The organism is Bacteroidota bacterium, assembly GCA_018816945.1.
In the GTDB taxonomy this organism is placed as follows: domain Bacteria; phylum Bacteroidota; class Bacteroidia; order Bacteroidales.
Genome location: JAHIVC010000073.1, coordinates 36,454 through 51,159 on the forward strand (window position 1 = coordinate 36,454; position 14,706 = coordinate 51,159).

Here is a 14,706-nt window from a genome sequence, read left to right on the forward strand (position 1 = left end):
TAAGTAAGGTAAGCAAGGAAATTAGCACTTTCACACTGAGCTGTACATTGAGTTTATCGAAATGTTGTCGAAGTGCAACAACTCAACAACTTAACTTACTCAACAACTTAACTTACTCAACATACTCAACTACTTGACTCACTCAACCACTAAACTAAAAAAAATGAAAAAAATACTAGCAATCGACGACCAACAAGATAATTTAACCACCCTAAAGGCGGTTATAAAAAGCCAAATGCCGGATTGTATGGTTTTGACTGCTTTGTCGGGGAAAGTAGGGATTGAAATAGCCCAAAAAGAACAACCCGACACCATTCTGTTGGATATCATCATGCCAAAAATGGATGGTTATGAGGTTTGTAAAAAACTCAAGGCCGATGAATTGACCAAACATATCCCGATCATCATGGTAACAGCCATTAAAACCGATTCAGAAAGTCGTGTTAAAGGGCTTAATTTAGGTGCGGATGCTTTTCTTTCAAAACCAATCGATGCGGTTGAACTCATGGCTCAGATAAAAGTTATGCTCCGAATCAAGGAAGCGGAAGATAAATTGCGTAAGGATAAAAACATGCTGGAAGAGTTGGTCAGGGAACGAACCAAAAAGTTGACGGAAAGTGAAGAGCAATTTCGATTAATTGCAGAAAACACAAGCGATAATATTGGCATTACAACATTCGATCTCAAGGCGAAGTATCTTTATGTCAGTCCCTCCATAAAATCTGTTCTGGGTTATGAAGAGGAAGACTTGATCGGAAAATCTTTTTTCGATTTTATCCATCCTGACGATAAAAAATTATTACTCCCTTTGCTCGCAGAATACGTGAGATCAAAAGCTAAAAAATTATTCACGGGCAAGGAATTACCAACAAGCAGAACCATTGAATTCCGTTTTAAAAATAAAGCAGGCGAATGGCGTTTCCTTCAAAGCGCACTAAACATTGCGGGTGAGCATATTCTTGCGGTTTCGCGAGATATCACCGAACAAAAAGCTTTTGAATCAAAACTAAAAAGCAACGAAAGAATGCTCCGAGATATCATCGATACTTCTCCAAATTTAATTTTTGTAAAAGACAGGAATGGGAAATATCTGTTAGTAAACAAAGCAATGGCTGATTATCACAGGACAACTCCTGAAAAATTAATTGGGACCTATGATTATCAGTTAGCAAAAGATTATTTTAAAACGAATGATTATAATGAGCTTCGAAAAACAGAACGGAATGTCATCTACACCAAAAACCCATTTCATCTCATTGAAGATCATTTTATTAATGATTTTGGCGATGAACGATGGTTCCAAACAGTGATGCTTCCTTTCGACAACGCTGATAATCAAAACTGTATTATGATTATCGCTATTGATGTGACAGATTTTGTCAGGACACGAGAAGCACTTAAAGAAAGTAATCTTCGGTTTCAGGAATTGGTTGAATTATTACCGGAAGCTGTCATTGAAACTGACCAAAACTTAACAATAACTTACGCGAATAAGCGTGCCAAAAAGTTATCAGGCTTTTCCAAAAATGATATTGCTAAAGGGGTATATGGGCTCGATTTATTAATTCCTGAAGATCGGGAAAGGGCAAGAGCATACTTTAACAATCGTGCAAAAGGATTAAGCCCTCCAAGAACAATACAATATCAAGCCATAAAAAAAGATGGCACCAAATTTCATGTTCATTTTCATGCCAGTCCAATTATTAAGGATGGTTCATTTAAAGGAATCAGAGCTGTCATAGTCGATGTTTCCGGTCAAATAAAGATTGAACAGGAACTCCTTGATAGTCGTGATCAATATGAATCCCTTTTCAACCAAATCGCTGACCCAGTGATTGTTTTTGATCAGGAAACAAAATTATTTTTACATTTCAATACTGAGATGATCACAAAATATGGATTTTCAGCATCGGAATTGTATAAGATGACTCCCCATGATCTACATCCTGCTGATGCAGATTTGGAACAGATTAATAGGAACATCAATGATAAGACGCATGATACTCCAAACGAGTATATTCATAAAGGAAAAGACGGAACCCTTTTTTATGTTGAAACCCATACACAGGAAATCTTTTACAATGGCAGGGAAGCATGGATTACTATTATCAGAGACATCACCGATCGGAAGAAAACAGAAAATAATTTGAGGAAATCCGAGCAAGATTTCCGAGGTTTATTCGAGAATTCACACGATGCCATCATCATATTTGCGCCCGAAAGTGAAATAGTATTGGATGTGAACGAACGCGCGTGTAAACTATACGGTTTAAGTCGCGGCGAGTTTATTGGAATGTCGTTAAAAAACATTTCACACGATGTAGCTGAAGGAGAAAAAAAAGTTCAACGGATCCTGAAAGAAGGCTTTTTCAATCAACTTGAAACAATACATTACAAAAAAGACGGGAATCCATTATATCTGGAAATCAATGCTTCAATGGTTGAATTTGGGGGCCAAAAGGCTATTTTAAGTAATAATCGGGATATTACAGAACGTAAACTGGCCGAAGATGCATATCACGAAAGTACAGAGAAATATCAAAATATCTTCAATTCAATCAATGACGCAATTTTTATTATGAAGGATTACATCTTTACCTCTTGTAATCCAAGAACGCTCGAGATGTTTGAATGTAGTGAAGAAGATATATTAGGGCATCCTCCGAGTGATTTTTCACCGGAATATCAACCCGACGGAAAAAGCTCAACGCTCAAGGCTCAGGAAAAAATTGATGCTGTAATGGCAGGAATGCCACAATCCTTTGAATGGGTCCATTTGAAAAAAAATGGCAGTCAGTTTATCGCAGAAGTTTCATTAAACAAAATGACACTTAAAGATGGTGAATACATCAATGCAATATTAAGGGATATTACTGAACGTAAACGTTCAGAAAAAATCCAAAAAGTACTGTACAATATTTCTGATGCGGTGAGCACCAGTAAAAATATTGAAGAGTTTATTGTCGCTGTAAAAGAAGAATTAGGGAATATCATCGACACCACGAATTACTACATCGCTTTTTATACTAAACAAACCGATACCTTTTATATTCCATTTTATGCCGACGAATATGATGATTCCGAATTATTTCCTGCCGGGAAAAGCATGAGCAAGTATGTGGTAAAAAACCGAAAATCCTTATTGGCAACTTATGTACAACAACAAGAAATGGCAGATAAAGGGCTGATTGAATTCGTTGGGACTCGTTCTAAAACATGGCTTGGGGTGCCACTTGAAGTTGACGGAGAGGTCATGGGCGTGCTGGCTGTGCAAAGCTATACCGATGAAAATGCTTATAATGAAACCGATTTGAAATTACTTGAATTTGTATCTGATCAAATCAGCATTTCACTCGAACGAAAAAAAAATGAGCAGGATTTAAAGGTAGCACTTGCTAAAGCAACCGAATCCGACCAGTTGAAATCAGTGTTTCTGGCAACCATGTCGCACGAATTGCGAACGCCACTTAATGCCATTATTGGGTTTTCCGATATTATCAATAAAGATTTACCAATAGATGATATAGTCCAATTTAATCAGACGATTAATAACAGCGGGAACCATCTGCTTACAATCGTTGAGGATTTATTCGATATTACGCTTATTGATACAGGAGAAATAAAAATCATCCCAGAAGTTATTAACATAGGCTCTTTGCTTAATGAAGTAAAGGAAATAATAAAAATTGAACAGCAAAAACTTAAGAAGAATGAGGTTGAGTTGAAACTTATCATCCCGCCTGAAGGAAACGGTTTAATGATTAAAACTGATCCTGCACGGTTGAAACAAATTTTGATCAATCTATTAAAAAATGCCCTTAAGTTTACTGATAAAGGCTCTGTTAAGTTTGGCTTTACCTTAAATATGGTCAGTGAGCCTCAGGTTACTGAGCGTAGCCGAAGTACCGAACTGAAATTTTTTGTAATAGATACGGGTATAGGTATTCCAAAAGACAAACAGAAACTAATTTTCGATATTTTTCGTCAGGTTGAAGATACAGATACCAGAAAATATGGAGGAACAGGTATTGGATTGTCGATTTCAAAAAAATTATCACAGCTGCTTGGAGGTGATATTTGGATTGAATCGGAAAAGGGCCGGGGTAGTTCATTCTTTTTTACAATACCAATGGAACAAAGCATTGCAGTAAATACTTCTATAACTAATGGCAACGACTTAAAAGGCAACCCGAAGGATAATATAATTCTGGTGGTTGAGGATGATGAACCAAGTTTTGAATTTTTAAAAGTTATCCTAAGCAAGTCGGGCTATAAAATAATCTGGGCCCTAAATGGAGAGGAAGCAGTAACAATATGTAAAGAAAATATGGATATTGATTTAGTGCTGATGGATATCAATATGCCTGTTATGAATGGTTATGATGCGACAAAGGCCATAAAAAAGCTTCGTCCATCACTCCCGATCATAGCACAAACGGCATATGCTGTATCCGGGGACCGTGAAAAGGCAATAGCTGCCGGATGCGATGATTATATTTCAAAACCGATCAAAAATGAGTTGTTATTAGATAAAATTGGGAAATTATTTTCCAATTTATAACAGCTATAAAAAATGCTTTTGTTAAATTGAACTTTAAAATAAATTAACATGAACCAGGTAAAAAGATACAGCGTTTTGCTGGAGCAAGCCTTACTCTCCTTGGATCAGGAAGCAGCCGAACGAATCATTCTGGAGGCAGAAATTGCCAGTTCGCCAATTAAAACAGCGGGTGACTTAATATCTGCTACTTTAGTAAGAATAGGCGATTCATGGGAGTCGGGAAATCTATCTTTATCGCAAGTATATATGAGTGGTATCATTTGCGAAAAAGTAATTGATAAAATTTTACCGCCACAAAGCCCGATCAGAAAAAGCCAACCTAAAATGGCCATTGCCGTAGTCGAAGACTTTCATTTGCTGGGTAAAAGAATCGTTTATTCAACTTTACGTGCAAGTGGATTTGAACTTATGGATTTAGGTGGAGGATTAAGTATTGAACGCATTGTTGACATTGTAAGAACCGAAAAAATAAAAATCTTACTGCTTTCAGTCCTAATGTTACCCTCCGCACTTCGGATTAAAAAATTGAAAGATCAATTAAAAGACAAAGATGTGATTATTGTGGTTGGAGGTGCACCTTTTAGGTTTGATGATGAATTATGGAAAGAGGTTGGAGCCGATTATTATGGTAAAGATTCATCTGAAGCTTTGGGAATTGTAAATAAAATTATGGAGGGAAGCATATGAAAACATCTGAAATGACCCCGATGGAGCGTGTTTTAACCACACTGTCGCATAAAGAACCCGACCGTGTTCCTTTGTTTTTATTACTCACCATGCGTGGCGCAAAAGAACTGGGATTGGGGATAAAAGAGTATTTTTCGAAAGCTGAATATGTTGTTGAAGGGCAAATAAAACTGCAAAAGAAATACAATATAGATTGCTATTTTCCATTTTTTTATGCCCCTATTGAAGTAGAAGCTTTTGGCGCAGAAGTAATTTACAGAGAAGACGGGCCCCCAAATTCAGGACTTCCCCTTATTCATAACATCAACGATATTAAAAAGCTGGAAGCGCCAAAGGTTCGTGACTCGCAAGTATTGCATAAAGCATTAAAATCAATTGAGATACTGAAAGAAGAAAGCAAAGGAAATATCCCTATCATTGGAGTTGCCGTGTCGCCCTTTTCATTACCTGTAATGCAACTTGGATTTGAAAAATATCTTGAACTCATGTTTTATCACGAAGATTTATTCAATCATTTAATGCAGATCAACGAAGCCTTTTGTGTGGATTGGGCGAATGCACAATTAGCAGCCGGAGCTACTGCCATATGCTATTTCGATCCGGTCTCCTCTCCTACCCTCATCCCTAAAGAATTTTATATTAAAACGGGCTTTCAGGTGGCTAAACGAACCATCGCTAAAATTAAAGGCCCGACTGCTACTCACCTCGCTTCAGGAGATTGTTTAGCACTGGCCGATTTACTGCCCGAAACAGGAACAGCGGTTGTAGGGGTCAGTACACATGAAAATATCAGCGAACTTAAACAGGCCTACAAAAACAAATTAACTATTTTGGGAAACTTAAATGGAATTGAAATGAGGCGTTGGACAAAAGAGGAAACTAAAAATATTGTTAAGGAGGTGATTAAAAAAGCAGCTCCGGGGGGTGGATTTATCTTGGCCGATAATCATGGTGAAATACCATTTCAGGTTAAAGACGAAACCTTGCTCTCAATAACAGAGGCTGTAAGAGAATACGGAACTTACCCTATTAAATAAACGCAAGTCAGATGAATGAAAAATTGGTAATAGCAGCTTGTAACTTTTTAATACCCGAAATTGCACAGGTTATTAAAAATGGGGATTATCCGGAGGTACAATTGATCTCCTACCCGGTCAATTGCTCCTCGAATGCACTTAATTCGGCCAAGGTCTCTGAAATCGCATCGAAATCGGTTTCAGCGTCTGACATTATCGTTATAGGGAGCTTTTGTCATTCACCGCAAAATTCAGAAATCCAGGGCAGTAAAGATGTTAAGGTTGTTCAATTGGAACAATGTTTTGAACTTATTTTAAACCCCGAAACCATTTATCATTTTGTGCAACAAGGTTATTATATTGTAACCAATGGTTGGCTGAGAACTTACGAACGCAATATTCACGATTGGGGATTCGACAAAGCATCTGCCCGGTCGTTTTTTAAGGAATCGATGAAATCCATCTTGCTTTTGGACACAAAAATTCCGGGCGATTATATGCCAAACCTTTTGGCTCTTTCCGAATATATGGGATTGCCATTCGAGATTATCCCGGTTGGATTATCTCATTGCAAAAAATATCTTGATTCGGTAGTATTGAATTGGAGAAACGAGCACGAACAAATAAAACTAAGCAATAAACTTTCAGCAATTTCCAAACAAAGTGCCGATTACAGAGTTATATTCAATCAATTGGAAACGCTTGTTTTACTTACAAACGAAACAGAAATTACTCAAATTGCCTTCGAACTGATAAATATATTATTCGCTCCTTCCAAAATTGTTTATAAGCTTATTAATAATAAGCAGGAAGAATTATTTGATTTTAAGGGAATTTTCAATAATGAAGATTTCAATGCTGAAAATACATTTAATATAGAAATTAAACATACGAACGAATTGTTGGGAACCTTTGAAGTAAAAGGTCTTCAGTTTCCGCAATTTAAAAAGAAATATGAGGAGATGGGTGTTGTGATCAGTCAGATATTTGGAATGGCCATTGCAAATGCACGTAAATATTCTGAACTCGAAGATGCCAAATGGCTTATTTCTGAAAGTGAGATAAAATATCGAAGCTTATTTGACAATATGCACGATAGTTTTGCTTTACACCAGATCGTACTGAATAAAGAAAATGAAGCGATAGATTATATTTTTACTGAGATTAATTATGCTTTTGAAAAGCAAACAGGATTAAAAAGGGAAAACATTATCGGACATAAAGTTACGGATGTTTTACCCGGGATTGAGAATGACCCTACCGGATGGATTGAACTATATGGGAAAGTAGCCCTGACAGGAGAAAGTGTGAGATTTGAAAGTTTCGCAAAGCCCATAGGTAAGTGGTATAATATATATGCATATTGCCCTAGAAAAGGTTTTTTTGCCACAATTTTTGAAGATATAACCCAACGTAAACTGGCAGAAGAACAAATCAGAAAACTTTCTACCGCCGTTGAGCAGAGCCCGGTTTCAGTTGTAATAACTGATACTGATGGGAATATTGAGTACGGAAATCAAACAGTCTTCGATTTGACGGGATATACGCCTGCTGAAGTTTTAGGAAAAAATCCGCGCATCTTCAGTTCAGGGGAAATGCCAAAGAGGGAATATGAAAATTTATGGAACACCATTTTATCCGGGGAAATCTGGCATGGTGAATTTCATAATAAAAAGAAAAATGGAGAATTGTATTGGGAACGAGCATCTATATCAGCCATTAAGAATTCACAAGGCGAAACAACAAACTTTTTAGCAATAAAAACCGATGTTACCGAGTTTAAAAACATCCTTCATTCAATTGAAAAAAGTGAAGAAAAATACCGGCTCATTACCGATTTCGCTTCGGATGTAATTTGGGTGTTGAACCTTACACAAATGAAATTTACCTTTATCAGCCCTTCAATCATTCATTTAAGGGGATATTCGGTTGAAGAGGCAATGGCGCAAGGGTTGGAAGAATCATTAACTCCTGAATCTGTGCTAACCGTGCGCAAATTAATTGAAGAAAGTATAAATAAATTTATCAAAGATTCCAAAGAAGAAAATTTCTACATCAATGAAATCCAGCAGCCCTGTAAGGACGGGCGTATTATTTGGGTAGAGGTATCTACAAAACTCAAATTAAACAATGATGGTGAAATTGAGGTAATTGGTGTCAGCAGGAACATTGATCAACGTAAACAAACTGAAAAAGAATTGCGGGAAAATGCATCGAAACTCAGTGAACTAAATGCCACCAAGGATAAATTTTTCAGCATCATTGCCCACGATTTAAAAGGGCCCTTCAATTCATTGCTGGGATTCAGCGAATTATTGAAGGATGAAATTGAAAATGGCGATTTTTCAGAAGTTTCAAGATTGAGCTCCTTCATTCACGAAACCTCAAATAAAACCTATGATTTATTATTAAATCTATTGGAATGGTCGCGTTCGCAAACCGGTAAAATTAAATTTAACCCTGAGTCTGTAAAATTATCTGAATTAGTGGATAAAATTTTTGAATTATCAAACAATCAGGCAGAGAAAAAAGAGATATCATTGAACAGTGAGATTCCGGGAGATTTAAAAATATTTGCCGACAAATACATGCTGGAAACCATTATCCGGAATTTGGTTTCGAACGCGATAAAATTTACTCCAAAAAATGGAGAAATTATTGTAAAATCTATTATTCAGGATGATGTTGCTCAAATTATTGTATCAGATTCAGGAGTTGGGATTCGTAAAGAAAACATTGAAAAACTTTTTTCGATCGACAGCAATATAAGTACCAATGGAACAGATAATGAAAAAGGAACAGGTCTTGGGCTTATTCTGTGTAAAGAGTTTGTTTCGGCTCATGGTGGCGAAATTTGGGCAGAGAGTGAGATTGGAAAAGGATCAACATTTTATTTTACGATACCTTTGGTAATAGGTAAGTAGTTGAGTGGGTGAGTAAGTTGATTGGGTTAAGTGGGTGAGTGAGTTGGGTTGGTGAGTTGATAAGTGGTAAATAAAGTCGTATAGTTATACCGAAAAATATAATTAAAAAATGAGTGATACAAAATCAACGTTTGAGACATTGGAAGTTTGGATTAAATCTAGAGAATTGAGAAATCAAGTTTCTAGACTTTCAAAAAGTTTTCCTACTGAAGAGAAATACAGATTAATAGATCAAATGATCCGAGCTTCTCGTTCTGTTACTGCGAATATTGCAGAAGGATATGGGAGGTTCCATTATCAGGAAAACATTCAGTTTTGCAGACAAGCAAGAGGTTCATTATATGAACTAATAGATCACTTATCCGTTGCTCATGATGAAAATTATATTGATGAAGAAGCTTATAGAAAGGCAAAATTGGAAATACTGGGAATAGTAAAATTATTGAACGGATATATAAAATATTTGAAAGAGAGAAAGGAAATGGGAAAATAGGAGAGTAGGTAAGTAGGTGAGCAGGTGAGTGAGTTTAGTAGGGTGAGTAAGGAAATTATAACTCAACAACTTAACTTACTCAACTACTTAACCACTTAACTTACTCAACAACTCAACTTACTTAACAACTCAACAACTTAACTACTTAACATACTCAACAACTTAACTTACTCAACCACTGAGCATACTCAACCACTTAACGAATAGCATATGAAAAAAATACTTGCCATCGACGACCAACAGGATAATTTAACCACCCTAAAGGCGGTTATTAAAAACCAGATACCTGATTGTATTGTTTTGACTGCCTTGTCGGGGAAAGAAGGGATTGAAATAGCCCAAAAAGAACAGCCCGATACCATTTTGCTCGATATCATCATGCCTAAGATGAATGGTTATGAGGTTTGCAGGAATTTGAAAAACGATGAATTGACCAAACATATCCCGATCATCATGCTGACTGCCATCAAAACCGATTCAGAGAGTCGAGTTAAGGGCCTTAACATGGGTGCAGATGCTTTTTTGGCAAAGCCTATTGATCACGCGGAACTAACAGCGCAGATAAAAGTAATGTTTCGGATTAAAGATGCAGAAGATCGTTTGCGAACCGATAAAAAAGGATTGAAAGAAATAGTTAAGGAACAGTCTTTCTCATTGCGAGAGAGCGAAGAAAAATACAAAGCTCTTTATGAGAATGCTCCTTTACCCTATCAATCATTAAATGAAGATGGCAGTTTTAAAGATATTAATCCAGCCTGGCTTACAACACTAGGTTATAAGAAGAGCGAAGTTATTGGAAAGTTTTACAAAGACTTTCTTCATCCTGATTCGCAAAAACATTTTGAGAAAAATTTTCCGGCTTTTAAAAAACGGGGGTATGTGAGTGATGTTCAGTTTAAGATCCGACACAAAGACGGCCATTATCTCGACATCTCCTTTGAAGGCTGCATTGGTTATTATCCTGATGGTAGTTTCAGACAAACTTATTGCGTTTTTCAGGATATCACTGAACGTAAACTTATCGAAAAAACACTACAGGAGAGTGAAACGAATTATAAAAACCTTTTTGATCAATCCCCTGCCGGTTCGGTGATTGTAGGTTTGGATAAACGGTTTGTAAAATGCAATAAAGCATTCTGTAATTTTTTAGGATATAACGAGAGCGAACTTATTGGCAAAACCATAGCAGAGATTACTCATCCCGACGATATTGAGATCGGAATGGCAGAAATGAAACAGATTCTAGAAGGTAAAATTAAAACCGTTTCGCTTGAGAAACGTTACCTTCATAAAAATGGAAGTAGTTTATGGGGCCAGGTTGTTATTTCCATAGTGCGAGATACAACAAATAAACCCTTGTATTTTCTGCCAATTATAGAAGATATCACCGAACGAAAATTAGTAGAAATAGCATTAAAAGTAAGTGAAGAAAAGTATAAATACCTGTTTAATTCTATCAGGGATGCAATTCTGGTGTCAGATAAAGATCGAAATATTATTGATTGCAACACTGCTTTTACCAAACTCTTTGGATATTCCAAGAATGAAATCATTGGCAGGAAAACATTGTGTTGTTACGAGAGCGAAGAGCAATTTATGGCACTTGGAAAGGCTTTAAAAGAAAACTTTACTAAATCAACCCCTTTCTTGTACACGGTCAACTATAAGAAAAAGAATAAGGTTGTATTTCCAGGCGAAACGGGTGTTTATTACCTGAAAGACAATGATGGTAATGTATCCGGATTTATCGGTTTAATTCGGGATGTTACCGAACGAAAATTAGCAGAACAGAAACTCATTGCAGCTAAAAATGAAGCCGAAGAAAGCGAACTGAAATACCGTTCCCTTATTGAAAACACAAATGATGTTGTTTTTTGTGTTGATGAAAAAGGTGAATATAAATTTACCAACCAGGTATTTGCAAAAACATTTGGAAAGACTCCCGATTTTTTTGTTGGCAAAAATTTTTGGGATATTTATCCAAAAGAAGAAGCCGATCATCGTTTTGCCGCGGTTAAAGAAATGTTCCGTACAGGAGAAGTTCAAACTATTGAAGTGAGTGTTCCTCTGCCCGACAGAACATTATACTATTTGGCAAAGGCAAATCCCATCAAAGATGAAACCGGCAAAATAATTTTAAATCTGACAACTGCAATTGACATCACGGAGCGTAAGCAAGCCGAACTTGAACTTGCCGAAAGCGAAGAACGTTTTAAATCGTTGCATAATGCCTCTTTTGGCGGCATAGCAATTCATGACAAAGGAATAATTCTTGAATGTAATCAAGGTCTTTCGGAGATGACAGGATATTCTTTGGACGAACTTATAGGAATGGACGGTTTATTGCTTATTGCCACCGAACACAGAGAAATGGCTATGAATAAAATCGTAACTGGTTATGAAAAACCATACGAAGCCAATGGTTTGCGTAAAAATGGAGAACAATTCCCAATGCAATTAGAGGCGAGGAATGTTCCATACAAAGGTAAAAATGTCAGAACAGTTGAATTTAGAGATATTACCGACCGAAAATTAGCAGAAATAGCATTGAAAAATAGCGAAGAAAAGTTTCGCAAAGCATTTATCACCAGTCCCGATTCTATCAATATTAACCGCCTTGATGATGGATCTTTTGTTACCATCAACAATGGTTTCACACAAGTTATGGGTTATACAGAAGAAGACGTTATTGGCAAAACCTACATGGAATTTAATATTTGGAGAAATCAGGAAGACAGAAAAAAATTAATTGAAGGATTAAAAGCAAAGGGTATCGTTGAGAATCTTGAAGCAGAATTTTGTGCTAAAAACGGGGACATCAAAAACGGCTTGATGTCGGCAACTATCATCGAATTTGACGGAACAGCACATATTTTAAGCATTACAAGAGACACTACTGTTCAAAAAAAAGCAGTAGAAGGGATCATGCAAAGAGAATCACTCTTAAAAACAATTTTTGATTCAACGGCCGATGGACTTTTAGTGGTAGATAATAAAGGGTTTGTAACCCATAAAAACTCGGAGTTTATTCAGATGTGGAGAATTCCTGCAAATCTGCATAATTCGGTAGATGACAATGAGTTAATTAAAACGGTATTGGACCAATTAATTGATCCGGATCAATTTGTATCAAAGGTCAAAAAATTATACAACAGTAAATTGTCCGACCGGGATATGCTTTATTTTAAAGATGGGCGCATATTTGAACGGAAGTCTCAACCACTTATTATCGAAGATAAGATTTCAGGCAGGGTCTGGAGCTTTTCAGATATTAGTGAACGAAAGCGCTCGGAACAAATTCAAAAGGTTTTATACAACATCTCCGATACGGTTACCAGTAGCGATAACATCGAAGAACTCATTGCCAAAATAAAAGATCATTTATCCGGTATTATCGATACCACGAATTATTATATTGGCCTATATGATGATCGAACAAAGATGATTTCCCTCCCATTTGTTGCTGATGAAAAAGATGAGATTGAATCATTTCCTGCAGAAAATTCCCTGACCGGTCATGTAATCAAAACACAAAAATCATTATTGGTCACTGCCTATCAACAGGAAGAAATGATGAAGAAAGGGATTATCAAATATGTGGGTTCACGCTCCCAAGTATGGCTAGGAGTGCCCCTTACAATTGATGGAGAAGTGAAAGGCGTACTTGCCGTACAAAGTTATTCTGATAAAAATGCATACAATGAATCTGATCGGCAGTTACTTGAATTTGTGTCTGATCAAATTGGTTTATCCATTGAAAGAAAACAAAAAGAACAAGAATTAATCAGTGCCCTTGAAAAAGCAACGGAATCCGATCGCTTAAAATCCGCTTTCCTTGCTACCATGTCGCACGAATTACGCACACCGCTAAATGCCATTATCGGATTCTCCGACATTATAAAAGAAGATTTGCCCATCAACGAGATCATCGAATTCAATCATACAATTAATTCAAGTGGAAACCATCTTTTGACCATTGTTGAGGATTTATTTGATATTACCTTAATCGAAACCGGAGAACTCAAAATTATAAAAACTGACGTTAATCTGGATGCATTGCTGAACGAGGTGAAGGAAATAATTAAAATTGAACAATTGAATTTAAAAAAGGCAGATTTAGAATTGAACCTGACCATTCCCGGTTCAAAAAAGCAACTAAATGTAAAAACAGATCCCTGGCGTTTGAAACAAATCTTGATCAACCTGTTAAAAAACGCACTAAAATTTACGCATAAAGGCTCTGTTAATTTTGGCTTTACCTTAAATATGGACAGTGAGCCTCAGGTTACTGAGCGTAGCCGAAGTACCGAACTGAAATTTTTTGTCAGGGATACCGGTATTGGGATTCCAAAAGACAAGCAAGAATTAATTTTTGATGTATTTCGCCAAATCGAGGATTCACATACCCGAACTTATGGAGGGACCGGAATTGGTTTGTCCATTTCCAGAAGATTAACTGAACTTTTGGGAGGCCGTATGTGGGTTGATTCAGATACAAATGGCAGTTCTTTTTATTTCACCATTCCGTTAGAACTGATTATTGATCAGGATAAACCAGGCATAAAAGCTGAATTAAGTTCAGCATCTATTAAGGATAATACCATACTGGTAGTTGAAGATGACGAATCAAGTTTTGAATTCTTAAAAGTGATACTTAAAAAGACAACTCAATTTATACTCTGGGCCCCAAATGGGGAAGAGGCAATCAGACATTGTAAAAATAATCCTGCTATTGATTTGGTGCTTATGGATATCAATATGCCGGTTATGAATGGTTATGACGCCACCAAAGCCATAAAGGAGTTTCGGCCCAATCTCCCAATCATTGCACAAACAGCCTACGCAATCGCAGGTGATCGTGAAAAATCTCTTGCAGCCGGTTGTGACGATTATATTTCAAAACCGATAAAGAGAGACGAGCTTTTGGATAAAATAAAAAAATTGTTGAGTAGTTGAGTATGGTAATTTGGTGAGTGGTCATTCGATCTTTGAAAATAATGAATAGGGTATAAAAATTAGGCTGAT

6 protein-coding genes are annotated in these 14,706 nt (G+C 36.6%); all 6 read left to right on the forward strand.

Annotation, left to right across the window (positions count from 1 at the left end):
* Positions 1 to 163: 163 nt before the first annotated feature.
* Complete coding sequence (locus KKG99_11625; protein ID MBU1013648.1) at positions 164 to 4,561, forward strand: PAS domain S-box protein; 4,398 nt, start codon at positions 164 to 166, stop codon at positions 4,559 to 4,561.
* 48 nt (positions 4,562 to 4,609) lie between these two features.
* Entirely contained in the window at positions 4,610 to 5,248 is a 639-nt protein-coding gene (locus KKG99_11630) for a cobalamin-dependent protein (protein ID MBU1013649.1), read from the forward strand.
* Positions 5,245 to 6,285 (forward strand): uroporphyrinogen decarboxylase family protein, encoded by a 1,041-nt coding sequence (locus KKG99_11635; protein ID MBU1013650.1) that lies wholly within the window; start codon positions 5,245 to 5,247, stop codon positions 6,283 to 6,285. Before KKG99_11630 ends, KKG99_11635 begins: the two co-directional genes overlap by 4 nt.
* Positions 6,286 to 6,296: 11 nt before the next feature.
* Entirely contained in the window at positions 6,297 to 9,188 is a 2,892-nt protein-coding gene (locus KKG99_11640; GenBank protein MBU1013651.1) for a PAS domain-containing sensor histidine kinase, read from the forward strand.
* A 109-nt stretch (positions 9,189 to 9,297) separates the two neighbouring features.
* Entirely contained in the window at positions 9,298 to 9,681 is a 384-nt protein-coding gene (locus KKG99_11645) for a four helix bundle protein (protein MBU1013652.1), read from the forward strand.
* 210 nt (positions 9,682 to 9,891) lie between these two features.
* Entirely contained in the window at positions 9,892 to 14,637 is a 4,746-nt protein-coding gene (locus KKG99_11650; protein ID MBU1013653.1) for a PAS domain S-box protein, read from the forward strand.
* Positions 14,638 to 14,706: the final 69 nt, after the last annotated feature.